Source organism: Streptomyces sp. NPDC003035 (genome assembly GCF_042888285.1).
Taxonomy (GTDB): Bacteria; Actinomycetota; Actinomycetes; order Streptomycetales; family Streptomycetaceae; genus Streptomyces.
Genome location: NZ_JBIAPJ010000005.1, coordinates 372,793 through 397,159 on the forward strand (window position 1 = coordinate 372,793; position 24,367 = coordinate 397,159).

Genomic DNA, 24,367 nt, shown 5'->3' on the forward strand with positions numbered 1-24,367 from the left:
CTGGAGCCACCACCGTGAAGACCGCCGTTTTCCTGTCCGCCCGCGGCATGCCGATGTTCCGCCCCGACCTGATCGAGGACCCGGCCGCGAAGCGGCTCGTCCTGATCGTCTCCGAGCCCGAGTGGGCGGCCACCCCCGAGAAGGTGAAGTCCCACTTCGACCAGGTGCACGTCGTCCCCTGCGCGTACGACGACCCGTCCCCCCTGGTCAACTCCGCCGTCGAGCCGGACGCCGCCCGACGGGCGCTGAAGGAGATCACCGAGGCGGCCGGATCCGGCACCGTCACCCTGCACTGTTACGACGAGCTGTTCATGATGTTCGCGGCCGAGCTGCGCGCCGAGTTCGGGCTCGGCGGCCCGCTCCCGGCGGACATGCTCCCGTACCGCGACAAGTGCGTGATGAAGGACCGGCTGGTCGGCACCGGGGTGCGCTTCCCGCGCTTCCGCCGCTTCGACCACGAGCGCTACGGGCGCGAGCGGTCCGGCTACTTCACCTGGATCGTCGCCGAGGTCGGGCTGCCGTTCGTCCTCAAGCCGGTCGACTCGGCCGGCAGCGAGGGCGTCCGCCAGATCGACTCGCTCGCCGACTTCAGCGCGCTGCCCGACTCCTTCGAGGGCGGGTACGAGGTCGAGGAGTTCGTCACCGGCACCATGTACAGCGTCAACCTGGTGACCGAGGGCGGCGAGACCGTCTTCGCCGGCGTGACCGAGTACCTGGTCAACACGCTGGAGGTGGTCCAGGGCCGGGTCAACGCCGACATCAACCTGCGCGACGACGACCCCCGTGTCCCCCGCATGGTCGCCTTCGCCGAGAAGGCTCTGAACGCCCTCGGCCGGCTCGACGGCTCCACCCACCTGGAGCTCTTCCTCACCCCGCGCGACGAGATGGTCTTCCTGGAGGTCGGCGCCCGGTTCAAGGGCCTGGCCGGGCTCGCCGCGATGCAGCGCAACTACGCCGCGGCGATCGTCAACATGACCCTCCAGGCGGAGTCCGGCATCGCCAGCCGCCCCTACCCGCACCCGCCGGAGTACTGCTTCGACGCCGTGATCCCCAAGCGGGCCGGGTACGTCGAGAAGCTCAACGAGCCCGATGTCCAGAGCCCGTTCGAGATCACCTGGAAGGTCACGGAGGGCGAGGAGCTCGCGCCGACCGACTCCCTGTTCACCGCCGGCGGCACCTTCCTGATCTGGAACCAGGACTACGACGTCCTCTACCGCGACTTCTACGCCCTGGCCGACTACCAGCCGATCACCTACCGCTCGCAGGAAGACAAGGAATCCGCGTGACCACTGCCCTGACCGCACCCGGCCAGGACGTGCACCTGCGCCCGTCCTCCACGAGGGAACACCTCACCTCGGACGCCACCCGGGCCGTGCTGCGCATCCAGCAGCGCATCCTCGCGTCGACCCGCGCGCTGCTCACCGGTGACGGCTTCGCCGAACTGCTGCCGCCCGTCATCGGCCCGGTCACCGACCCCGGCGCCCGCGGCGCCAAGCAGGTCGACATCGACTTCTACGGCCACCGCTGGAAGCTGATGACCAGCGGCATCCTCTACAAGCAGGCGTCCCTGCTCACCTTCGACAAGATCTTCAACGTGGCGCCGAACGTGCGCCTGGAGCCGCTGGAGACCGCCACCACCCACCGCCATCTGGTGGAGTTCCACCAGATCGACGTCGAGATCGCCGGAGCCGACCGCGACCAGGCCATGGCGGTCGCCGAGAAGATCGTCTCCGGCGCGGCCGCGGCCGTACTGGAGCACCTGCCCGCCGAACTCGAGCTCCTGGGCCGGGACACCGACGCGCTGCGCCGCACCGCCGAGGGCGCCTTCGACCGGATCGGCCACGACGAGGCGGCCGCCGCGCTGCACCGGCTCGGCCACCCCCAGGACGACCACGCCGAACTCGACTGGGTCGGCGAGGAGCTGCTCTCCCGGAAGGCGGAGCGGGGATTCTTCGTCCTCGACTACCCCAAGGGCTCACGCGGCTTCTACGACCGGGAGGACCCCGACCGGCCCGGCCTGCTCCGCAACTTCGACCTGGTGCTCCCCGAGGGGTTCGGCGAGGTCATCAGCGGCAGCGAGCGCGAGTCCGACTACACGCAGCTGCTCACCCGGATCCGCGAGACCGGCGAGAACCCGTCGAAGTACAAGTGGTACCTCGACCTCGCCCGCGAGGGGCTGCCCGCCAGCGCCGGCTTCGGCATCGGCCTGGAGCGCCTGACGCGTTACATCGCCGGTCTGGACGCCGTCTGGCAGGCCACCGCCTTCCCGAAACTGCCCGGGGTGGTCTCGCCGTGACCGGCCTGTCCGCACCCGGCTGTCCCGAGGACCTGATCCGGGCCCGGGCTCGCACCGGCGAGGCGGGCGTGTTCCCCGACCGGGCGGGCTACGGCAGCGTGCTGTTCGGCGCGGGTGCCGGCCTGGGCGCCCCGCCCGGCGCGGAGGACCAGCTCGACGCCCTGCGGCTGGTGCCGCCGGTCTTCGTTCCGCACCGGATGGAGCGGATGCTGGAACTCGGCGAGGAACCACTGCCCCAGCATGTGGAACTGGAGTGCGAGTTCGGCGGCTTCCGGGCCCCGCTCCCGGTGTACGTGAGCGCCTTCGGCTCCACCCAGGTGGCCGCCTCCGACCTCGGGGTCGCGGTCAGCCGGCAGGCCGGCCGGCTCGGCATCCCGATGGTCATCGGCGAGAACGTGGTGCCGGTCGCCGGATACGGGCGGCTGGACGGCGACACCGTACGCGGCTCGCTGCTGTCCCGCATCGCCGCCTACCAGGAGGCGGGCGGGTCGGACGGCGGGGTCGTCGTCCAGCAGTCCACCCAGGACGCCGACGCCGAGGTGTGGAACCTCGTCTACAGCGACCCGGCGGCCTCCCGACTCCTCGCGGAGGGCCGGCTGGCCTTCGAGCTGAAGGTCGGCCAGGGCGCCAAGCCGGGCCTCGGCGGACTCACCGTGCTCGGCCGGGAGGCCGCCGCCCGGCTGGCCGACCAGTACCGGACCGAGGACGTCTACGGGCCGCGCGCCGACGCCGTCCTGCGGTACGGCACGCCCGGCACCTTCACCGAGGAGATCCTGCGCCAGCAGATCCGGCTGATGCGCAACAACTACCCGCGCGCCCGCGTGTGGGTGAAGCTGCCGCCCGGCCGTGACGTGGCGGCGGCCGCCGAGATCGCCTGGGAGGCGGGCGCGGACGCGGTCACCGTCGACGGAGCGGAGGGCGGGTCCGGCTGGGCGCCGTCGGCCTTCTTCGACCACGTGGGGCTGCCGCTGGGCGAGTGCCTGTCGCGGATCCCGGCCCGTGGCCGCGGCCTCCTCGCCTCGGGGCGCATCTGGGAGGGCGGCCGGGCCGCCAAGTGCCTGGCGCTCGGTGCCACCGCCGTGGGCCTGGGCCGGGCGGCCCTGCTGGCCGCGGACACGGACCCGGAGGACGGCCTGGTCCGTCTGGTGGACGCGCTCCGCCTGGAACTGCGCCTGCTCATCAGCGCCCTCGGCAAGTACCGCCCCGGCGACCTGTCGACCGAGGACGTCTGGCTGCCGCAGCCGATGTTCGTCCCCACTTCACATCCCCTTACGACCCACCCGACGCACTGACATCAGGAGTTAGGAATGACCTCCCTCACCACCGATCAGTCCGCGACCGCGGAGCAGGTGACCGCGGACACGCTGGGCACGCTCCTCGACGCGCACCTGCGCCGGCAGTTCTCCGACGCCGACCGCGCGGAGCTTCGCGAGCAGTTCCGCACCCAGCACCTGGTCCCGCTCCGCAACTTCCTCTCCCCCGAGCTGCTCGACGCCATGCGCGCCGAGGCGTTCGGGATCATGGACGGGCACGGTGTGCAGCGCGACCTCGTCCTGGAGATCACCGACGGCACCCCGCGTCACATGCGGACCGTGGGCCAGCCGGTCATCAAGGACCACGGACCGCTGATCCACAATTTCTACTTCTCGCCCCACACCAAGGACTTCATGTCCGGGATCGTCGGCGAGGAGGTGTTCACCTGCCCCTACGCCGGCGAGCACTACGTGATCAGCCGGCTCGACCGGTCCGGCGACACCCACGGCTGGCACTGGGACGACTACACCTACGGCTTCATCCTCGTCCTGGAGGCCCCCGAATACCGCGACGGCGGCTTCATCCAGGGCGTGCCGCACACGTCCTGGGACAAGGAGAACCCCGACGTGTACGGGGCGCTGCTGAAGAGCCAGGTGCACTCGTACCACATGAACGCGGGTGACGCGTACATCGTCAAGACGGACACCACGATGCACCGCGTGCACCCGATCCGCGGCGAGGCCCGCCGCACGATCGTGAACATGACCTGGGTCTCGGCCGAGGACCTCACCACGCCCCGTACCCACGAGACCAACGACATCCTCTTCGGCGGCGCCGGGGCCGACCCCGTCGCCCAGAAGTGACGCGGCGAGAAAGGAGACCGAGAACATGACGACGCAGACAGAGCCGCAGACGACCACGCCGCGCGAGACGATGAGGAGTCTCCCGGCCGTCTTCCAGCCCTACCTCACCTGGGTGACCGGAACCCCGCTCGAAGGGGGTAAACAGCTCATCAGCTGGAGCCCCAACAAGGCGGGGGTGCTGGGCCTGGTCCAGATGGCCGGCGGCATCGCCCTGGGCGCGTGGGCCCTGCACCCCTTCACCGGCTGGTCCGTTCCCCTGCTGGTGCTGGCCACGCTCCTGACCACCGGCGGTATGCGCCGCCTGGACGTGGTGATCGTCCACCAGACCCTGCACCGGATGTTCGCCAAGTCCCACACGGTCAACCGGGTGGTCGGCGAGCTCATCACCACAGTCTTCTGGCGCAGCCCGTACGACGAGAACCGGCGCGAGCACCTGCTCCACCACCAGTTCCCCTGCTCGATGAAGGACGCCGACACCCGGTACCTCCTGAGCACCGGTATGCGGCCGGGCATGTCACGCGCCGAGTACCGCCGCTACCTGTGGTGGACGCTGGTCTCGCCCAAGCACCACTGGGGCTTCTCGTCCGGCCGGATCGTGTCCAACTTCAGCGGTCCGATACCCCGTTACCGCCTGGTCATGTCGCTGGTGTGGCTCGCCGCGACCATCGCCTTCGTGGCGCTGACCGGGTGGTGGATGGAGTACCTGGTGCTGTGGATCCTGCCGCTGTCCGTGTGCTTCCAGGCCGCGACCTTCCTCTACACGCACACCGAGCACCGCTGGTGGATCTTCTCCAACGCGGAGAAGCTCACCAAGAAGGAGCGGGACCACCTGACCTTCGGCCGCATGTGCGGCGAGGCGGTGCCCGGCCCCGAGGTCCGCGGTGCGGCCAAGCGTGCCGCGGCCTGGACGACCTGGTGGTTCCGGATCCTCGTCGTGCACTCCTCGTACCGGATGTTCGTCCTCGTCGGCGACACCGTGCAGCACGACCTGCACCACATCCACCCCAACTGCGACTGGGCGAACTCCGCCTACGTCCGCAGCCACGACATCGCCGACGGCTCCGACCGCTACAGCGACGTGTGGGGCTCGCTGGTGGACCACCTGCACGAGGCCGGCATGGTCGGCCAGCCGCTCGACCGGCTGCTGACCCCCGAGCGCGCGGGTGACGGACGATGAAGCGCACGGACGAGCACACCCCGAGACACCACCGCGTCCTGGTGGTGGACGGCACGGGCCGTGGCCACGCGGTCTGCGAGCTGTTCACCCGTACCGACCCCGACGTCGTCGTCTACTACGGCCCCGGCTGCGACGTCATCGAGCACGACCGGATCATCCCGGTGAGCACGCTGACGCTCACCAACCCCCGGCCGACGCTGGAGTTCCTGGCCGAGCACCCGGTCGACCTCGTCTTCATCTCCAACATCGACGCCCTGTCCCGCGGTTACGTCGAGATCCTGCGCGCCTTCGGACACCGGGTCATCGGCCCGACCGCCGAGGCCGCGGAGCTGGAGTCCAGCAAGGAGCGCGGCAAGCGCTTCTGCCTGGACCACGGCATCCCGACGGCCGCGTACCAGTCCTTCACCGATCCCGAGGCCGCCAAGGAGTACATCCGCTCGCTCTCGTACGCCTGCGTGGTCAAGATCGACGTGCTGACCCCCGACGGGGACGGCGCGGTGGTCTGCGACACCGCGGGTGAGGCGACGGCCGCGGTGGACGCCTTCGCCCGGACGTACGGCGAGCAGTTCAAGGTCGTGGTCGAGCAGCGGCTGACCGGCCAGGAGCTGTCGGTGTTCGCGCTGCTCGACGGGGAGAGCGCGCTGCTCTTCCCGACCGCGATGGACTTCAAGCGCACCCTGGAGCAGGACGCCGGCGGCAACTGCGACGGCATGGGCTCCATCGCGCCCCACCCCGCCGACGACGAGGCGCTGCGGCAGGAGATCCGCACGGTCCTCCTGGAGCCCCTGATGCGGGGCATCGCCGCCGACGGCCTGGACTTCACCGGCTTCGTCTATCTCGGCACCATGATCACCGACGCCGGGCTGCGGGTCATCGAGATCAACGCCCGGTTCGGCGACTCCGAGGCGGAGGTGGTCCTGCCCGGCGTGCAGAGCTCCTTCACCGCGCTGTGCGAAGCCGTGCTGGAGCGTCGGCTGCATCTGGAGGAGCTCACGTCCGACGGCCTCGCCCGCTGCTCGGTGGCGCTCACCCAGGGCTGCCTGGACCCGAGCGACCCGCAGGCGCTGCCGGGCTGGCCGTTCGGCGCGTTCGAGACCGGCCAGGAGGTCCACGGCCTGGCCGGGATAGACCCCGCCGAGGCCGACGTCTTCTACGCCAACCTGCGCCGCGACGCCGCGGGCACGCCCGTCACCTCGGGCGGCCGGGTGCTGCACGTGGTGGGCCGCGGCGCGACGGCGGACGAGGCGCGGCGAGGTGCCTACCGGCAGCTCGCACACGTCTCCTTCCGCGGCATGCGCTACCGGGACGACATCGGGGCCGAACCCGCCGTCGTCGTCCCTCACTGACCTCTGTCACGAGCCCTGGAACCCCAGGCGGTAAGGCGGTAACAGCAATGACGGCAACGACAGTCGGCACGACGGCCGGCACCACGGCCGTTACGACAGCCGGTATCACGGCCGGTATGACGGCCGGCATGACGGTGGAGATGCACGAGTCCGGCGTCCGGTCCTACTCACGGACGTTCCCGGGCGTCTTCACCACGGCCAAGAACGAGCTGCTGCGTTCCGAGGACGGCACCGAGTACCTCGACTTCCTCGCCGGCGCCGGCACCCTCAACTACGGACACAACCCGGAGCCGGTCAAGCAGCGGCTCATCGACTACCTGAGCAACGACGGCCTCACCCACGGCCTCGACCTCGTCACCACGGCCAAGGCGGGCTTCCTCGACGCCTTCAGCCGGTACATCCTCGCCCCCCGGGGCATGAACTACCGGATCCAGTTCTCCAGCCCCTCCGGCACGAACGCGGTCGAGGCCGCCCTCAAACTGGCCCGGCTGGTCACCGGCCGCGGACCGGTGGTGGCCTTCAGCGGCGGCTTCCACGGCGTGAGCACCGGCGCGCTCGCGGCGACCGGTTCCGCGCACTACAAGCAGGGCCTCTACGCGACCTTGCCGAACACCGTCCACCTGCCGTACCCGGACTCCCCGCTCGGCGAGTTCGACTCCCTCGACCTGCTCCGGCGACTGGTGGAGGACCCCTCCGCGGGCCTCGAGAAGCCGGCTGCCGTGCTGATCGAGACCGTGCAGGGCGAGGGCGGCGTCTACGTCGCTCCGGTGGAGTTCCTCCGCGGACTGCGGGAGATCTGCGACCGGCACGGCATCCTGCTGATCGTCGACGACATCCAGGCGGGCTGCGGCCGTACCGGCGCCTTCTTCTCCTTCGAGCGGGCGGGCATCGTCCCGGACGTCGTCACCCTCTCCAAGGCCATCGGCGGGTACGGCCTGCCCATGTCCGTGGTCCTGATCAAGCCGGAGTACGACATCTGGCTGCCGGGCCAGCACAACGGGACGTTCCGCGGCAACCAACTCGCCTTCATCGCCGCCGAGTCGGTCATCCGGCACTACTGGGCGGACGGCACCGACGGGGCGTTCGTCCGGGAGGTCCGGGCCAAGGGGCGGGCCGCCGGGGAGTTCCTCACCACCGCCCTCACCTCCCGGTACCCGGTCGCCCTGCGCGGTCTGGGCCTGATGCTGGGTCTGGACTTCTCCCGGACCGGTGACATGTCGGCCGCCAAGGTGTCCCAGCTCTGCTTCGACCGGGGGCTGATCGTGGAGACCTGCGGGCGCGCCGACGAGGTCCTGAAGCTCCTGCCGCCGCTGACCGTCACGGAGGAGAACCTGCGGCGCGGGCTCGAGACCGTCGTGTGGGCCGTGGACCAGCTCGGCGGGGCCCGTGCGGAGGCCACGGCAGGCGCCGGAGTCCTCGGAGAGGTGGTCGCGGTATGAGCCAGGACCCTTGGGCCGAGATGTCCGACGAGAAGCACCGGGTCCTCGGATTCCGCGCGGCCGAACCGGAGGAGGCGCTCGCGCACTTCACCGGCCGGCTGCGGTTCGAGACCGACCCGTACGACGTGAACGCCGACCTGACGGCCGGCCTGACCGGATTCGTCGTCCTCGACGTACGCCGAAGGCCCGCCTACGACGCCGAACACATCGAAGGCGCGGTGCACTTCTCGCACCACGACATGACCCCGCGGACCCTCGCCGCACTCGACCCCGCCCCGGTCTACATCACCTACGGCTGGGGCCCCGGTTGCAACGGGGGCACCCGAGGGGCCGCCAAGCTGGCCGCGGCCGGGCTCCGGGCCAAGGAGATGATCGGCGGCCTGGAGTACTGGCAGAAGGGCGGCTATCCCACGGCCGGTTCCGGCACGGGCTCCGACGCCGAGTCCGGCGCCGGCAGTGGGCTCGGTGTCGGGGCGCGGGTCGGTGTCGGCGCGGCTGCCACCACCCGTACCGGTGCCGCCACCGCCCCGGCCGCCACCACCGGCTGCTGTATCTGACCCCGGCCCGACGTCCGCTGCCGCCGCCACACCGGCCCCCGGAGTGGCGGCGGCAGCGCGCTGTCCGGCATCCCCGCCTCCGGACACGGACCCCTGCCCGCTCCCGCGAGAGGAACAGCACACCATGAGGGCGCAGCTCTCCCCGGCAGGCCGACGCATCCTGCTGTCCACGGTCTCCTCGGACTCCCACACCTGGAACCTCGTCTTCCTGCAGCTCCTGCTGGAGGAACTCGGCCACGAGGTCATCAACCTCGGCCCGTGCGTGCCCGACGCGTTGCTCATCGAGACGGCGGCCGCCGAGCAGCCGGACGCGATCGTCATCAGCTCGGTCAACGGCCACGGCCACCTCGACGGCGCCCGGCTGATCCGCGCCGTGCGCGCCGACCCACGGACCCGCACGATCCGCGCCATGATCGGCGGCAAACTCGGCGTCCAGGGAGGCGACGACACCTCGTACGTACGGGAACTCGCAGAGGCCGGATTCGACGCCGTCTGCGTGGACGGCGCCCCCGAGACCGCCCTGCGGTCCTTCCTCGCCGCCCCGCCCGCCGTCCCGCCCGCCGCCCCGCCCGCCGTCCTGCCCGCCGCCGCGCCCGTCCGCGATCTGGCCGCCGGGACGCTCCGATGAACACACCGGTCGTCCTCGGCGGCGGCACACCCGCACCGGCCCCTGCCCCGGCACCTGGTTCCCACGACCTCGGCGAGTACGTCCGCCGGTTCGCCGGCAGCGCCCTGATCGTCCAGCCCCGCATGGGCATGTCCGACCCGGGGGTGATGGCCGCCGGTCTGCGCGCGGTGGCAGGCACCCGGGCCCGGACCGTCGCCACCCTCACCATCGACAGTTACACCCGTGTCGGCGACGAAGCCGGCGCCCGAGCCGCCCTCGCCCGCCACGGCCTTCTCAACGGATACCCCATCACCGTCCACGGCCCGGAGCTGACCGCCGCCCTCGCCGGAGAGGCGGGCGACCGGCCCGTCCAGGTCCGGCACGGCTCGGCCAGTCCCGGCGCCATCTTCCGCACCCTGGTCCGCGCCGGGCTCTCCGCCAGCGAGGGCGGCCCCGTCTCGTACTGCCTCCCCTACGGGCGCACCCCGCTGGCCGAGTCGGTGGCGCACTGGCGGGAGGCGACCCGGCAACTGGCGGACGAATGCGCGGCACTCGGCCGCAGGGCACACCTGGAGACCTTCGGCGGCTGTCTGCTGGGGCAGTTGTGCCCGCCCTCGCTGCTCATCGCCGTCAGCCTGCTGGAGTCCCTGTTCTTCGTCCAACAGGGCATCCGCAGCGTCTCCCTCAGCTACGCGCAGCAGACCGACCCGGTGCAGGACCTGGAGGCGCTCGCCGCGCTGCGCCGGCTGGCCGACACCTACCTGCCCGAGCATGTGGACAGGCACCTGGTGCTCTACACGTACATGGGCGTCTTCCCCGCCACCCGGGCCGGCGCCGAGCTGCTGACGGACCGCAGCGCCGAACTGGCCGCGCGTGCCGGGGTGGAGCGCCTGATCGTGAAGACTCCCGCGGAGGCCCACCGGATTCCCACGGTGTCGGAGAACGTCCGCTCGCTGCGCCGCGCCTCCGACGCCGCCGCCCGGGCGCGCACCGCCCACGATCTGCCCTGGGCGCACCAGACGGACTACAGCGGGGTGCTCGCCGAGGCGACCGCGCTGATCGAGGCGGTCCTCCAGCTCTCCGACGATGTGGGCAGCGCGCTGCTGCAGGCCTTCCGCCGGGGCCTCCTGGACGTCCCGTTCTGCCTGCACCGCGACAACCGGGCCGCGACCCGCAGCGCCATCGACGCCGACGGGCGGCTGGTCTGGGCCGATCAGGGGGCGCTGCCGCTGCCCCGCCGGGCGCGGACCGGGGGGCGGGGCGTCACCGCCGCCCAGCTGCTGACCATGCTCCGGCACACCGCCGAGCAGTACGACAGCCTGGGGGCCGCCGGCGGACCCCAGGGAGCTCTGCCCGGCCCCGCCCAGAACGCCCTGCCGACCGCGTCCTGACCGGCGTACGACAAGGGGCGCGGCCGTACGACAAGGGGCGCGGCCGGACACCTGGTGTCCGGCCCGCCCCTTCCCGTGCGCCGTCCCGTGACACCGCCGGCGCAGAACCGTCCTCTCACAGTCACGGGCCGCCCGCGTCGTGGAGGACATGCGACGACCGGGGCGCGGCCATGTCCGGAACTCCCTGGTGCTCGGCTGCTGATGGATGATCACATGGTCTTCACACCGCTGCGGCGGCACGAACCGACGACAATGAAAGCGAGTTCACCCATGACAGTGGGACGAAGAGTGTTCCTCGGTGCCTTCACCGCGGGCGCGGTAACCGTCGCCACCGGTTCGGAGGCCGCGGCCGCCGAAGGCGAGTACACCCTGTACACCTCGCCGGCCCAGTTCTACGGGGCGTCGACGACGGCGCACACCGTCACCATCAACCACAAGGCTCCTTCCGGGGACACCGCGGCGCTGAACGTCACGTCCGACAACCCGGCCACCTCGGCCATGTACCTGACCGGCGTGGAGACCTCGCGCGGCACGCTGAAGATCTCCCACAAGGGATACGCCGACGGCTCGGACCCGGGGGCCTCCGGTCTCTCGATCGACCTCAAGACCGCCGGGACCGCCGCGCAGGGCATCTTCGTCACCGCAACCGAGGGTCCGACCAAGGGTGCCCTGATCGTCCTGCGGAACAACCCGGGGGTGGAGGATTTCGTCGTCAAGGGCACGGGCCGGACCGGCATCGGCATCGCCCGCGGCGCCACGCCCCAGTCTCAGCTCCACGTGGTCGCGGCGGCCGACGCCCCGTCCGCCATCCTCGCCGAGGGCGCGGTACGGCTCGCCAACGTCCCCGCCGCACCGACCAACGCGCCCGCCGCGGCCGGCGGCGGCTCCCTCTTCTCCCAGGACGGCAAGCTGTTCTGGCAGGGCGGCAACGGCACCGTCACCGAAGTCGCGCCGGCGTAACGGGAGGACGAGCGTGCAACTGACTCCCGAGGAGCTGATCTCCGAGTTCCACGACGCCGTCATGGAGCTGTACTTCGCCCGCAAGCGCATCGCCCGCCTGGAGGCGGAGAACGCCGAGTTGAGGGCACGGCTGGAAGCGCCGGAGACGCAGCCCGACACGGACCCGGCCGCCTGAGCGGGACCGGTCCGAAAGCCGGCCTCATGAGAAAAGAGGGCCCCCGCCACACGGCGGAGGCCCTCCTCAGTCGCGTACGGCCGTCCCGCCGGAACCGACGCCATGCCCGGAGCCAGGAAGGGGCGGGCCGGACACCAGGTGTCCGGCCCGCCCCTTCCCGTGCGCCGTCCCGTCACACCGCCGGCGCGGGCTGGAGCGCGTCCGCCTCGTCCCTCCCCTCGCCCGCATCCCCGTCGTTCCGCTTCGGCTTGGCCGCCTCCACCATCCGCTCGAGCAGCAGCAGCGCGGGCACCGCCAGCAGGCCGAGCGTCATCAGGAACACCCACGGCCACGCGGCGCCCATGTCGAGCAGCAGGGTCAGCAGCAGGGGGGCGACCGTCTGCCCGAAGGTCCAGGACAGCTGGTAGACGGCCAGGTAGCGGCCGCGCAGGTGCTCGGGGGCCAGGGACACCGACAGGTCCTCGGCGAACGGGGTCGCGGCGGTCTCGGCGAAGTTGTAGAGGACCATGGCGACGAACAGGCCGACCACCGCCACCCAGGCGGGGGCGAGGCCGAGGGCCGCGAAGATGCCGAACGCGAGGGCGTTGATCAGGCTGCCGGCGGCGATCACCCGGATCGGCCGGTACCGCTCGAGGCGCCGGTTCACGAGCGTCTGGGTCGCCGCGACCTGCACGCTGTTGAGGACGAGCAGGACACCGCCGATCCATGCCGCCTGCCCCAGGCCCTCGGTCACGAACACCGCGATCAGCAGGCTCAGCACCAGCGCCGCGAACACGAAGTTGATGTTGATGCCGACGAGCAGCATGTACCGCTTGTCGCGCAGCACGGTCCCGTAACCACCCTTGGCCTGGGGCTTCGCCGCGGCCTCCTGCTCCTTCCGCTCCTGCTTCTGTCGCGCCGCGGCCTGGACGGCGGCGAGCGGCGGCCGCCACAGTGCGAGCAGCAGCGCGGCGACCAGATAGCTGGCCGCGTTCGCGACGACCAGGAGCTTCAGCCCGGTGGTGCCGTCGAAGCCGACCAGCAGGGCGCCGAGCGCGCCGCCGAGCCCCAGGCCGCTGTTCCGCAGCATGTGCAGCAGCGCGAACCAGCGCGGCCGCCGCTCCGGCGTCGAGGCGAGCACCACCAAGCCGCTGCTGGACGTCCAGTACGCCGCCCCGCCCATCTGCGTCAGGAAGGCCACCACGACGATCTGCCAGAGGTTCTCGGCGAGCAGGAACCCGGCGTAGCCGACGGCCGAGATCACGTTGCCCACCAGAGCGACGACCCGCGCCCCCCAGCGGTCGATCAGCGGCCCCACCACCATCGCGGTGGGCACGGCCAGGAACCGGGCCAGGGTGAGCGCGCCGCCGATCGCGGGCAGCGAGAGGTCGGTGGTCTTGGCGAAGTAGACGAGGATGAAGGCGAGGATGAGGCCGGAGCCGATGCTGTCGATGACGGCGGCGTTGACCATCTTCCGGTTGCCGCGCATGTCGGGCAGGGCGAGCCTGCGCTGCAGGAAGCCCTCGCGTTCCGGGGCAGCTGTTTCGGACATGGGTGTGGAAGCCTTTCGGGCGGAGCCGCGCGGGGCGGCGCACAGGCGGGGAGGGGCGCGGTCGCATGGGGCGTGGACCGACGGGGCACGGTGGCGATCTGTCGACCAGCCTGTGGGTGTCAGGAACGCGGGCCAACAGATTTCATCTGGGTCGAATCCACGGGCGGCACGCGGAGGACGGGGAGGGAACGTGCTGACGCTCGAGTTCTCCGCCGGCGACCTCGCCCGCTCACGGTTCGCCCGGTCACCGCTGTGGGAGGTCGTCACCAGCATCGAGTCGCTGAAGGACCCCGGCCGGCACGCCCTGCACCTGGCGTGGGCCCGCGACGCCGGCGAGCGGCTCGCCAGGGACCGGGTCCGGTTCCCGCTCCTCGCCGCACTGGTGCCCGTACCGGCCGCCTACGTGCCGGACTTCCTCACGCCGGTTCCGGAGTCCGGCGAGCCGACGCTGGACGACGAGATCGACCGCCTGCTGCGGACGGGGCCGGAGGCGGTCCGGGCCGACCTCGACCGCATCTCCACCCCGCTTCCCCGCGCGGTCGCGGAGCTGTACGAGGCCCCGGCCCGCGGTCTGGCCCGGCTCGCGGACGAGATCCGCGCCTACTGGGAGACCGCGCTGGCGCCGCACTGGCCGCGCATCGTCCGCCTCCTGGACGGCGAGATCCTGCGCCGCGGGCGCCTGATCGCCCGCGGCGGCACCGAGGCACTCTTCGCCGATCTGCACCCGTCGGTCGGCTGGGACAACGGCATCCTGCGGGTGGCCCACCCCGGGTACGAGGCCAGCCGCGCCCTCAACGGCGGGCAGGGCCTGGTGCTGGTCCCCTCGGTGTTCGTGTGGCCGGGGGTCTTCTCCCAGAGCACCCCACCCAACCAGCCGGGCCTTGTCTACCCGGCACGGGGCATCGGCACCCTCTGGGAGCGCGGCCGCGTCCCGGTGCCGGAGGCGGTCGCGGGCGTCCTCGGCCGCTCCCGGGCCCTGCTGCTGATGGAGCTGGGCGCCCCGGCCTCCACCACGGAGCTCGCCGAACGCACGGGCATGCCGACGCCGACCGTCTCCCACCACCTCACGGCTCTGCGCGCGGCCGGTCTGACCGTCTCGCACCGGGCCGGCCGGAGCGTGCTCTATCTCCGCACGGAGCTCGCCGAACGACTCCTCGGCGGCCACCCGGAAAATAGCTTGAGCGTCCCGCCCGGGCTTCCTAGGCTGTGAGCACACGCTGAAAGGAGGTGATCCGAGAACATGGTTTCTTTTCGGATTCGTGAGGTGACTGCGGGCTAACGGCCTGCCGTCGCACTCTGTGCACCTCGGCAGGTCGCCTGCCGAAAACCACGCAGTCACCCGACCCGTGGGCCGCCGGTAAGTCCGGCCGGCTCTCGTCCGAACTCGAGCGGACGGGACCAGGCCCACGGGTCGTCTGCGTCTCCCGGCACCGCCCTCAGGGCGAAAGCCGCTCCACCCGCCAGTCGTCGCCGTCCCCCACCCGGACGTACCGCAGCCGGTCGTGCAGCCGGTTCTCGTGGCCCTGCCAGAACTCCACCGTCTCCGGTACGACCCGGAAGCCGCCCCACTCCGGGGGCACGGGCACCTGGTCCTCGCTCTCCGGGTAGCGCGCGGCCAGCTCCTCGTAGCGGGCGAGGAGCTCCTCCCGCGACGCGATCACCGAGGACTGGTGGCTGGCCCAGGCGCCCAGCTGGGAGCCGTGCGGGCGGGTGCGGAAGTAGGCGACCGTCTCATCCCGGCCCGTGCGGGCCGCCCGGCCCGTGACGATGACCTGGCGGGCCAGCGGGTGCCACGGGAAGAGCAGCGAGACGTACGGATTGGCCGCCAGCTCGCCGCCCTTGCGGGAGCCGTAGTTGGTGTAGAAGACGAAGCCGGCCTCGTCGTAGTGCTTCAGGAGCACCGTGCGGGAGGACGGGCGGCCCTCGGGGGTCGCGGTCGAGACGACCATCGCGTTCGGCTCGTGGATCGCCGGGTTGGTGGCGGTCTCCTTGAACCAGCGCGTGAACTGTTCGATCGGTTCGGGGGCGAGGTCGGCCACCACCAGCTCCCTGGTGCGGTACTGCTCGCGCATGTCGGCGGGATCGAGAGCGTCGGTCACAGGGCCATCCTGCCGCAGGGACCTAGTCTGCCCGGCACAGCGTGCCGCCAACCCTTCCTCGCCGGATCGGCGGAGTGTGCCGGATGTCACGCTTCCCCGCATCATCGGAACCGTACAGACTCTTCCGCTGGATGACTGTTACTTCCCGACCAACAACCGGATGATTGATCATCGATAGAGGAGCCGCCTGATGTCCGACTTCGTACCCGGACTCGAGGGAGTCGTCGCGTTCGAAACGGAGATCGCCGAACCGGACAAGGAGGGCGGCGCTCTTCGGTACCGCGGCGTCGACATCGAGGATCTGGTCGGTCAGGTCTCGTTCGGCAACGTGTGGGGCCTGCTGGTCGACGGGGCGTTCGACCCCGGTCTGCCGCCGGCCGAGCCGTTCCCGATCCCGGTGCACTCCGGTGACATCCGCGTCGACGTCCAGTCCGCGCTCGCCATGCTCGCCCCGGTGTGGGGCCTCAAACCGCTCCTCGACATCGATGCCGAGCAGGCCCGCGACGACCTGGCCCGGGCCGCCGTCATGGCGCTGTCGTACGTCGCCCAGTCGGCGCGCGGCCAGGGTCTGCCGATGGTGCCGCAGAGCGAGATCGACAAGGCGCAGTCGGTCGTCGAGCGGTTCATGATCCGCTGGCGCGGCGAGCCGGACCCGAAGCACGTCAAGGCCGTCGACGCGTACTGGACCTCGGCCGCCGAGCACGGCATGAACGCCTCCACGTTCACCGCGCGCGTCATCGCCTCGACCGGCGCCGACGTGGCCGCGGCCCTCTCCGGCGCCGTGGGCGCCATGTCCGGGCCGCTGCACGGCGGCGCCCCGTCCCGCGTCCTCGGCATGATCGAGGAGATCGAGCGGACCGGCGACGCGGTCGGCTACGTGAAGAAGGCCCTGGACCAGGGCGAGCGCCTGATGGGCTTCGGCCACCGCGTCTACCGCGCCGAGGACCCGCGCGCCCGCGTCCTGCGCCGTACGGCGCGCGAGCTGGCGGCGCCGCGCTTCGAGGTTGCGGAGGCGCTGGAGAAGGCCGCGCTGGAGGAGCTGCACAACCGCCGTCCCGACCGCGTCCTGGCGACGAACGTCGAGTTCTGGGCGGCGATCGTGCTCGACTTCGCCGAGGTCCCGGCGCACATGTTCACGTCGATGTTCAGCTGTGCCCGTACGGCCGGCTGGTCGGCGCACATCCTGGAGCAGAAGCGCACGGGACGCCTCGTGCGGCCCTCGGCGCGCTACACCGGCCCGGGCCGGCGCGACCCGCAGGAGATCGCGGGCTTCGCCGACCTGGCGGCGTACGCGGGCTGACTCAGCCCGCCGTGGGCTCAGCCCGCTGTGGGCTCAGCCCGCCGTGGGCTCAGCCCGCCGTGGTGAGCTGGCGCTCCTCCGCGAGCAGCAGGTCCGCGTGGTGGCGGGCCGCGGCCAGCGGGTGGGCGCGCAGCTTGCCCTTGAGTTCGTTGCGGCCGTACTCGGCGAACAGCGGGTTCGCCGGGTCGGCCGTGACCCCGGGCGCCGTGGAGGCGTACGGGAAGGGCAGCGGGGCGATCCGGGCGTCGAGCCGCGGGTTGTAGAAGAACGGGACGGAGTAGCGCTCCGTCGCCCCGGGCGGGGAGACCACCCGGTGCTTGGTGGCGAGCAGATAGCCGTTCGTCGCCACTTCGAGGAGCTCGCCCAGGTTGACGACGAACGCGCCGGGCAGCGGCGGTACGTCGTGGAAGGCGCCGTCCTCCCTCTGGACCTGGAGGCCGCCGACGTGGTCCTGCAGGAGCAGGGTCAGGAAGCCGTAGTCCTTGTGGGCGCCGACGCCCTGGTCGTCCCCGTCGCCGGCGCTTCCCGGGTAGCGCACCAGCTTGAGGTGCGGGTGGGCCCGGTCGCCGAAGACGTCGTCGTAGAAGCCCGCGGGCGCGCCGATCGAGGCGAGCAGCTCGTGCAGCAGCCGCTCGGCGACCCCGCTCAGGCGCTCGATCCAGTTCAGGGCGGCCAGGCGGAGCCCGGGGAGGGCGGCGGGCCACTGGTTCGGTCCCTGGAGCCACCAGTACGGCGCCTCGCCGGGACGGGGGACGTGCGCGGGGCGTTCGGCGCCGATGTCGAGCTGGTCGCGCCAGTCCCGGGAGCCGCCGGTGCGTTCGTCGCCGGTACGGGTGTAGCCGCGGAAGTGCGGCGAGTTGGTGGTGTCGAGGGCGAGCCGGTCGGCCTCGGGCAGTGCGAAGAAGGCCCGCATGGCGGAGGTGAGCGCCCGGATCTCGGCCTCGGTGACGCCGTGCCCGACGAGCTGGAAGAAGCCCACGTCGTGGGCGGCGGAGTGGAGCTGCGCGTGGAGGAGCCGGCGGGCCTGGGGGCCGCGGTCGGCGGCGGCGAGGTCGACGATGGGGAGCTGGGAGCTGTAGGTCATGGTGTGCGTCCGCGTCTGGTGTACGGGGGCCCGGGTGGGCGGGGTCTCCGCCGGATGCCCGGGAGGGTGGGCGTCGGTGTCAGGCGGAGGGCCGACAGCCCATGGTCGTGACGCGGAGGAAGTCCACGTGGCGACGGCGTACGAGCGAAAGCATGGACCCAGCGTACTGCGGGGCACCCGGAAGGGGTGTGGCGTGGGTCACCGTGGAACGCGCCCCTGGCCCAGCGCCTCGTCCAGGAGCTTCGACCACTGGGCCACGACCCGTTCGCGGCGTGTGCCGTCGTCGGTCAGGAGGGTGGCCAGGCCCAGGCCGCGGGCCATGTCGAGCAGTCCCTGCACCGTCTCCCGTACACCGGAGACGGACTCGTCCGCCGCGAGGAGCTCGACCGCGATGCGGTGGGACTCGCGCCCGACGCGGGCCTCCAGTTCGGTGACCCGGGCGTGGAGCTGCGGCTCGTGGGCCGCGGCCACCCAGAGGTGGAGGGCCGCGCGGAAGAGCGGGCCCGTGAAGAGGCCGACCAGGGCCGCGACGGCCTCGTGACGGTCGCGGGCCGGGAGGGCCCGCAGGGCCTGGGAGCGTTCCTCGGCGACGTACTCCACGGCCGCCGTGAACAGGTCCTCCCGGGTGGGGAAGTGGTGCTGGGCGGCGCCGCGCGAGACCCCGGCGCGCTCGGCGACCACCGAGACGGTGGAGCCCGCCCAGCCGTGTTCGGCCAGGCAGGACACCGCCGCCTCCAGGAGCCGCTGCCGGGTGGCGCGGCTCCTGTCCTGCTTCGGGCCGTTCAGAGCCCGCGGACCGTTCAGAGCCGCCATTCAGGGTCCCGTCGTTCGAGGAAGGCCGTCATCCCTTCGCGCGCCTCGGCGGAGGCGAAGAGCGAGGCCGACCTCTGGACCAGGTCCTCCGCGTCGCGCTCGAAGGTCTCCAGGACTTTAGCCGTGACCAGGCGCTTCGACTCGGCCAGCCCCTGCGGCGACCCCCCGCGCAGCCCGTCGAGGATCGGGTCGAGGGCGTCCTCGCCCGCGGTGACCAGGCCCATCGCGAGCGCCTCCACGAGCCCGAACCGCTCCCCCGTCAGGTAGTACCGCTCCGCCGCCCGCTGCGCGAGCTTCGGCAGCAGCGTGAGCGAGATGACGGCGGGCGCCACCCCGATCCGTACCTCCGTCAGCGCGAAGTCCGACTCCTCCGAGGCCACCACGATGTCGCACGCCCCCAGCAGCCCCAGACCGCCCGCCCGCACATGGCCGCGCACGACCCCCACCACCGGCTTGGGCAGGGCCACGATCTGCCGGAGCAGCGCCACGAAGGCGTAGGGGCTGGGCGGGGCCTTCAGGTCCGCGCCGGCGCTGAACGTCGCACCGGTGTGGGTGAGGACCACCGCCCGTACGGCCGGGTCCTGTCCGCACTCGGCCAGCGCCTCCGCCAGCTCGGCGACCAGGGCCGCCGAGAGGGCGTTGCGGTTCTCCGGGGAGTCCAGGGTCAGGGTGGCGATGCCACGGTCGAGCTTCATGCGCGGCCCCTCAGCTCGTTCATTCGCGGTCCCTCTGCTCGTTCACGCGCGGTCCCTCAGTTCACGGCGCAGGATCTTCCCGGACGCTGCCCGCGGCACGCCGTCGATGAACTCCACGCGCCGGATCTTCTTGTACGGGGCGACCTTGCCGGCCACGTACGCCATGACGTCCTCCGCGCTCAGGTCCGCCGCGCTCGGCTGCCGGACGACGAACGCCTTGGGTATCTCGGCGCCGTCCTCGTCCTGCACGCCGATCACGGCCGCGTCCGCGATCCCCTCGTGGGTCAGCAGCAGCGCTTCGAGCTCGGCCGGAGCGACCTGGAAGCCCTTGTACTTGATGAGTTCCTTGACCCGGTCGACGACGAAGAGCCAGCCGTCCTCGTCGACCCGGCCGATGTCGCCGGTGTGCACCCAGCCGTCGGCGTCGATCATGGCGGCGGTGGCGTCGGGGCGGCCCAGGTAGCCCTTCATGACCTGCGGGCCGCGGATCGCGACCTCGCCCTCCGTGCCCGGCTCGGCGTCCCGCGCCGGGTCGTCGAGGGACAGGATCCGCATCTCGGTGGAGGGCAGCAGCTTCCCGACGGCGCCGGGCGGGGGGTTCACGGCGTCGAGGGGGACGACGTGCGTGCCGGGGGACAGCTCGGTCATGCCGTACGCCTGGCGGACCGGCGGCAGCTTCAGCCGGGCCGAGCACGCCTCGGCGAGGGCGGCGTCGAGCGGGGCGGCGGCGCTGACGATGTACTCCAGGGAGGACAGGTCGTGGTCGGCGACGGCCGGGTGCTTGGCGAGCGCGAGGACGATCGGCGGGGCCACGTACAGGCCGTTGATGCGGTGCTTCTCGATGGCGGCGAGGAACTGGTCGAGCTCGAAGCGGGGCAGGACGACGACGGTGGCGCCCTGCCGCAGCGGTGCGTTCATCAGGGCGGTGAGCCCGTAGATGTGGAAGAAGGGCAGGACGGCGAGGATGCGGTCGCCGGGGCCCATGGGGATGAAGGGCTCCAGCTGGGCGAGGTTGGTGGCGATCGAGGTGTGGGTGAGCATCACGCCCTTGGGGACACCGGTGGTGCCGGAGGAGTACGGCAGGGCGGCGACGTCCTCGTCCGGGTCGATGTCCACGGCCGGCTCGGGGGCGGTGGACGCCAGGAAGGACTGGAGGGAGCGGCAGTCCTCGCCCGTGTCGCAGAGGAATATCTCCTCGATGCCACCGGCGAGTTCGGCCGCCGCGCGGGCCGCCGCGAGCAGCGGGGAGACGGTGACGATCCAGCGGGCGGAGGAGTCGCGGAGCTGCTTGGCGAACTCCTCCGGGGTGGAGAGCGGATGGACGGTCGTGACGGAGGCCCCGGCCCGGGTGGCGGCGTAGAACGCGATCGGGAACAGCACGGTGTTGGGGCTGTGCAGGGCGAGCACGTCGCCCTTGCGCACCCCGGCCTCGGCGAGCCCGGCGGCGACCCGCCGGTGGAAGGCGTCGACCTGCGCGTACGTGAGGGAGAGCGTGCCGGCCCCGTCGATCAGGGCGGGGGTGTCGCCGTACTCGGCGGCCCGGCCGAGGACGGCCTCGTGGATGGGGAGGGAGACGGTCGGGACGGGCTCGTACTCGCTGTGGAACACCATGCGTGGCCCCCTGGAGAGGTGGAAGGTGAGCGCCAGGATCGCGCGGCTCAGTACGACTTGGGGAGACCCAGGGACTGGTGCGATATGTAGTTGAGGATCATTTCGCGGCTGACCGGGGCGATCCGGGCCACGCGGGAGGCCGTGATGAGCCGGGCGAGGCCGAACTCGCGGGTGAGGCCGTTGCCGCCGAGGGTGTGGACGGAGGTGTCGACGGCCTTCACGCACGCCTCGGCGGCCGCGTACTTCGCCATGTTGGCCGCCTCGCCCGCGCCGATGTCGTCGCCCGCGTCGTACAGGGCGGCGGCCTTCCGCATCATCAGCCGGGCCAGCTCCAGCTCGATGTGCGCCTGGGCGAGGGGGTGGGCGATGGCCTGGTGGGCGCCGATGGGGGACTTCCAGACCTGGCGCTCCTTGGCGTACGCCACCGCCTTGGCGAGGGCGTAACGGCCCATGCCGATCGCGAACGCGGCGGTCATGATCCGCTCCGGGTTGAGGCCGGCGAAGAGCTGGAGGAGACCCGCGTCCTCGTCACCGACGAGGGCGTCGGCCGGGAGGTGGACATCGTCCAGGGTCAGCTCGAACTGCTTCTCCTCGGCGGCGAGTTCCATGTCGATCTGCCGGCGCCCGAAGCCGGGGGCGTCGCGCGGGACGATGAAGAGGCAGGCCTTGAGGGTGCCCGTGCGGGCGTCCGAGGTGCGGCCGACGATGAGGGTGGCGTCGGCGATGTCGACGCCGGAGACGAAGACCTTGCGGCCGTTGAGGACCCAGCCCTCCTCGGTCTTCGTGGCGGTGGTGGTGATGCGGTGGGAGTTGGAGCCGGCGTCGGGCTCGGTGATGCCGAAGGCCATCGTGCGGGAGCCGTCCGCGAGGCCGGGCAGCCACTTCTCCTTCTGGGCGTCGGTGCCGAAGCGGGCGATGACCGTGCCGCAGATCGCCGGCGAGACGACCATCATCAGGAGCGGAGCCCCGGCCGCGCCCGCCTCCTCCAGGACGATGGAGAGTTCGGCCATGCCGCCGCCCCCGCCGCCGTACTCCTCGGGAAGGTTCACGCCCAGATAGCCGAGCTTGCCGGCCTCGGCCCACAGGGCGGCCCGGTCGAAGCCGGGCCCGTGGCGGTGGCCGAGGGCCGAGACGGCGGCGCGGAGCGCGGTGAGCTCGGCGGATTCGATGGTCATGCCTGGTCCTCCTGTGCATCGGTCTGTACGACGGCGAGCAGGGCACCGACCTCGACCTGGCGGCCGGGGGCGGCGTGGAGCACGGTGAGCGTGCCGGAGGCGGGAGCGGTGACGCGGTGCTCCATCTTCATGGCCTCCAGCCAGAGAAGCGGCTGCCCGGCGGTGACGCGCGCACCGGGCGCGAGGCCCTCGGCGACGCGGACGACGGTGCCGGGCATGGGCGCGAGCAGGGAGCCGGGGGCGGTCTGCTCGCGGGGGTCGGGGAAGCGGGGGCGGACGGTGAGCCGGTGCGGGCCGACGAACACGGTGTCGCCGTGGCGGGCGACCTCGAAGTCCCGTACCACTCCGTCGACTTCGAGCCGTACGCGGTCGGGGGTGACGCTCACGGGGCGGACGCCTTCGGGGGCGGTGACGGTGTGGCCGCCGTCGCGGGTGGGCCGGTAGCGGACCTCGTGCGCCCCGTACGTCGTGACCTGGTCCTGGGAGCGGACGTTGCGCCATCCGCCGCCGAACCGCCCGCGACGTCCCTCGGCCTCCGCGAGCGCGGCGGCGACGGCGGCGTACGCCTCGCCGTCGTGGGGGCGGGTCAGCGCGTCCAGGTTCCGCTCGTAGAACCCGGTGTCGAGCCGCCCGGGGTCCTGGAAGTCGGGGTGCCGAAGGGAGGCGACCAACAGGCCCCTGTTGGTGACGGGCCCGTGGATCCGGGCCCGCTCCAGGGCGTGGGCGAGCTTGCGGACGGCCTCGGCGCGGGTGGGTGCGTGGACGACGACTTTGGCGAGCATGGCGTCGTAGTGCACGCCGATGGAGTCCCCGGAGGCATAGCCGGCATCCACCCGTACTGTTGTGGGCAGTCGTTCCGCTGGGGCGATGGGGGTCCCCCCGGACGGAGTCTGGGGGAGGGTGGGCACAACGGAACGGCGCCCTTGCGGGCGCGCCCGCTCCATGCCCCCCGCCCCGACCCGGCCCGCGATCTCCAGCGCGTGCAGCACGCCCGTCTGCGGGGTCCAGCCCGCCGCCGGGTCCTCCGCGTACAGACGCGCCTCGATCGCGTGACCGCTCGGCGTCGGCGGATCGGCGGGAAGTCGCGCGCCCTCCGCCACCGCGATCTGAAGCGCCACCAGATCCACCCCGTACACCTCCTCCGTCACCGGATGCTCCACCTGCAGCCGCGTGTTCATCTCCAGGAAGTGCGCCCGGCCGTCCGCGACCAGGAACTCGACCGTGCCCGCCCCGACGTACCCGACCGCCTTCGCCGCCGCGACCGACCTCTCGTACAGCTCGTCCGCGAGCTCGGGCGGCAGGCCCGGCGCCGGGGCCTCCTCGATCACCTTCTGGTGGCGGCGCTGGAGCGAGCAGTCCCGGGTGCCGAGCGCCCACACCGTCCCCTGCCCGTCGGCCAGGACCTGCACCTCCACATGCCGGCCGTTCTCCACGTACGGCTCGACGAACACCTCGCCGTCGCCGAACGCGCTCGCCGCCTCCGCCGAGGCGGCCGCCAGCTCCCCGGGGAGCGCGGCCAGGTCGCGGACGATCCGCATGCCGCGCCCGCCGCCGCCCGACGCCGCCTTCACCAGGACCGGCAGGTCGGCTTCGGTGACGTCCACCAGCGGGGCGATCCCGAGGAGTTCCTTCGCCCGCGTCTTGGAGGCCATCGCCTCGATCGCGCCGGGCGGCGGGCCGATCCACACCAGGCCCGCGTCCTCCACGGCCCGCGCGAAGTCCGCGTTCTCCGACAGGAAGCCGTATCCCGGGTGCACGGCGTCCGCGCCCGCCGCCAGCGCCGCCTTCACCACCAGGTCGCCGCGCAGATACGTCTCCGCGGGCGTCGCTCCCGGCAGCCGTACCGCCGCGTCGGCCTCCCGTACATGCAGGGCGGCGGCGTCCGCGTCCGAGTACACCGCCACGGTCGCAATGCCCAGCTCACGGCACGTACGGAACACCCGGCAGGCGATCTCACCCCGGTTGGCGACAAGAACCGACTGAATCATCACGCC

At 72.2% G+C, this 24,367-nt stretch carries 22 protein-coding genes; 14 read left to right on the forward strand and 8 right to left on the reverse strand.

Translation table 11 applies throughout. From position 1 onward, the window contains the following. Positions 1-14 precede the first annotated feature (14 nt). From ACFYV5_RS18430 to ACFYV5_RS18485, 12 genes are all read left to right on the forward strand, one after another. Entirely contained in the window at positions 15-1,286 is a 1,272-nt protein-coding gene (locus ACFYV5_RS18430; protein ID WP_389169357.1) for an acetyl-CoA carboxylase biotin carboxylase subunit family protein, read from the forward strand. Beyond that, positions 1,283-2,296, forward strand: a complete 1,014-nt coding sequence (locus ACFYV5_RS18435; RefSeq protein WP_389169359.1) for an asparagine synthetase A — start codon at positions 1,283-1,285, stop codon at positions 2,294-2,296. The genes ACFYV5_RS18430 and ACFYV5_RS18435 overlap by 4 nt, the downstream gene beginning before the upstream one ends. Then, the gene (locus ACFYV5_RS18440; protein ID WP_389169361.1) at positions 2,293-3,588 is read left to right on the forward strand and encodes a glutamate synthase-related protein; all 1,296 of its coding nucleotides are present in this window, start codon (positions 2,293-2,295) and stop codon (positions 3,586-3,588) included. The genes ACFYV5_RS18435 and ACFYV5_RS18440 overlap by 4 nt, the downstream gene beginning before the upstream one ends. 15 nt (positions 3,589-3,603) lie before the next feature. Further along, positions 3,604-4,413, forward strand: coding sequence for a hypothetical protein (locus tag ACFYV5_RS18445; protein WP_389169362.1), 810 nt, complete (start codon positions 3,604-3,606; stop codon positions 4,411-4,413). A 25-nt stretch (positions 4,414-4,438) separates the two neighbouring features. Then, the gene (locus ACFYV5_RS18450; RefSeq protein WP_389169364.1) at positions 4,439-5,590 is read left to right on the forward strand and encodes a fatty acid desaturase; all 1,152 of its coding nucleotides are present in this window, start codon (positions 4,439-4,441) and stop codon (positions 5,588-5,590) included. Further along, positions 5,587-6,936 (forward strand): phosphoribosylamine--glycine ligase, encoded by a 1,350-nt coding sequence (purD, locus tag ACFYV5_RS18455; RefSeq protein ID WP_389169366.1) that lies wholly within the window; start codon positions 5,587-5,589, stop codon positions 6,934-6,936. Before ACFYV5_RS18450 ends, purD begins: the two co-directional genes overlap by 4 nt. Positions 6,937-7,040: 104 nt before the next feature. Then, positions 7,041-8,375, forward strand: coding sequence for a diaminobutyrate--2-oxoglutarate transaminase (locus ACFYV5_RS18460; protein ID WP_389169986.1), 1,335 nt, complete (start codon positions 7,041-7,043; stop codon positions 8,373-8,375). Further along, positions 8,372-8,932 carry a rhodanese-like domain-containing protein gene (locus tag ACFYV5_RS18465; RefSeq protein ID WP_389169368.1) on the forward strand — a complete coding sequence of 187 codons (561 nt, stop codon included), beginning with the start codon at positions 8,372-8,374 and terminating at the stop codon, positions 8,930-8,932. The genes ACFYV5_RS18460 and ACFYV5_RS18465 overlap by 4 nt, the downstream gene beginning before the upstream one ends. 124 nt (positions 8,933-9,056) lie before the next feature. Beyond that, positions 9,057-9,560 carry a cobalamin B12-binding domain-containing protein gene (locus ACFYV5_RS18470; protein ID WP_389169370.1) on the forward strand — a complete coding sequence of 168 codons (504 nt, stop codon included), beginning with the start codon at positions 9,057-9,059 and terminating at the stop codon, positions 9,558-9,560. Then, positions 9,557-10,930: a methylaspartate mutase gene (locus ACFYV5_RS18475; RefSeq protein ID WP_389169372.1), complete on the forward strand. Its 1,374-nt coding sequence runs from the start codon at positions 9,557-9,559 to the stop codon at positions 10,928-10,930. The genes ACFYV5_RS18470 and ACFYV5_RS18475 overlap by 4 nt, the downstream gene beginning before the upstream one ends. 270 nt (positions 10,931-11,200) lie before the next feature. Beyond that, positions 11,201-11,890 carry a hyaluronoglucosaminidase gene (locus tag ACFYV5_RS18480; protein WP_389169374.1) on the forward strand — a complete coding sequence of 230 codons (690 nt, stop codon included), beginning with the start codon at positions 11,201-11,203 and terminating at the stop codon, positions 11,888-11,890. A 13-nt stretch (positions 11,891-11,903) separates the two neighbouring features. Further along, positions 11,904-12,065, forward strand: coding sequence for a hypothetical protein (locus ACFYV5_RS18485; RefSeq protein ID WP_389169376.1), 162 nt, complete (start codon positions 11,904-11,906; stop codon positions 12,063-12,065). 172 nt (positions 12,066-12,237) lie between these two features. Here ACFYV5_RS18485 and ACFYV5_RS18490 read toward each other — a convergent pair whose 3' ends face one another. Then, positions 12,238-13,596: an MFS transporter gene (locus ACFYV5_RS18490; RefSeq protein ID WP_389169378.1), complete on the reverse strand. Its 1,359-nt coding sequence runs from the start codon at positions 13,594-13,596 to the stop codon at positions 12,238-12,240. A gap of 190 nt (positions 13,597-13,786) precedes the next feature. On the opposite strand from ACFYV5_RS18490, the gene ACFYV5_RS18495 reads away from it, so the two are divergent. Beyond that, positions 13,787-14,806, forward strand: a complete 1,020-nt coding sequence (locus ACFYV5_RS18495) for an ArsR family transcriptional regulator (RefSeq protein WP_389169379.1) — start codon at positions 13,787-13,789, stop codon at positions 14,804-14,806. A gap of 226 nt (positions 14,807-15,032) precedes the next feature. Here the strand turns inward: ACFYV5_RS18495 and pdxH are convergent, their stop codons facing one another. Further along, the gene (gene pdxH / locus ACFYV5_RS18500) at positions 15,033-15,695 is read right to left on the reverse strand and encodes a pyridoxamine 5'-phosphate oxidase (protein ID WP_389169381.1); all 663 of its coding nucleotides are present in this window, start codon (positions 15,693-15,695) and stop codon (positions 15,033-15,035) included. Positions 15,696-15,885: 190 nt separating this feature from the next. Between pdxH and ACFYV5_RS18505 the strand changes: the two genes are divergently transcribed. Further along, a complete protein-coding gene (locus ACFYV5_RS18505) occupies positions 15,886-16,995 on the forward strand; it encodes a citrate synthase 2 (RefSeq protein WP_389169383.1) in 1,110 nt (369 codons plus the stop codon). Between the two features lie 49 nt (positions 16,996-17,044). Here ACFYV5_RS18505 and ACFYV5_RS18510 read toward each other — a convergent pair whose 3' ends face one another. From ACFYV5_RS18510 to ACFYV5_RS18535, 6 genes are all read right to left on the reverse strand, one after another. Beyond that, positions 17,045-18,079 (reverse strand): isopenicillin N synthase family dioxygenase, encoded by a 1,035-nt coding sequence (locus ACFYV5_RS18510; RefSeq protein WP_389169385.1) that lies wholly within the window; start codon positions 18,077-18,079, stop codon positions 17,045-17,047. A 198-nt stretch (positions 18,080-18,277) separates the two neighbouring features. After that, on the reverse strand, positions 18,278-18,892 hold the full coding sequence (locus tag ACFYV5_RS18515; protein WP_389169387.1) for a TetR/AcrR family transcriptional regulator: 615 nt from the start codon (positions 18,890-18,892) through the stop codon (positions 18,278-18,280). Beyond that, positions 18,880-19,587 carry an enoyl-CoA hydratase family protein gene (locus tag ACFYV5_RS18520; protein WP_389169389.1) on the reverse strand — a complete coding sequence of 236 codons (708 nt, stop codon included), beginning with the start codon at positions 19,585-19,587 and terminating at the stop codon, positions 18,880-18,882. The genes ACFYV5_RS18515 and ACFYV5_RS18520 overlap by 13 nt, the downstream gene beginning before the upstream one ends. 42 nt (positions 19,588-19,629) lie before the next feature. Further along, the gene (locus tag ACFYV5_RS18525) at positions 19,630-21,198 is read right to left on the reverse strand and encodes a 4-coumarate--CoA ligase family protein (RefSeq protein WP_389169391.1); all 1,569 of its coding nucleotides are present in this window, start codon (positions 21,196-21,198) and stop codon (positions 19,630-19,632) included. A gap of 47 nt (positions 21,199-21,245) precedes the next feature. Next, complete coding sequence (locus ACFYV5_RS18530) at positions 21,246-22,373, reverse strand: acyl-CoA dehydrogenase family protein (protein WP_389169393.1); 1,128 nt, start codon at positions 22,371-22,373, stop codon at positions 21,246-21,248. After that, positions 22,370-24,361, reverse strand: a complete 1,992-nt coding sequence (locus ACFYV5_RS18535) for an acetyl/propionyl/methylcrotonyl-CoA carboxylase subunit alpha (protein WP_389169395.1) — start codon at positions 24,359-24,361, stop codon at positions 22,370-22,372. Before ACFYV5_RS18535 ends, ACFYV5_RS18530 begins: the two co-directional genes overlap by 4 nt. Positions 24,362-24,367 lie beyond the last annotated feature (6 nt).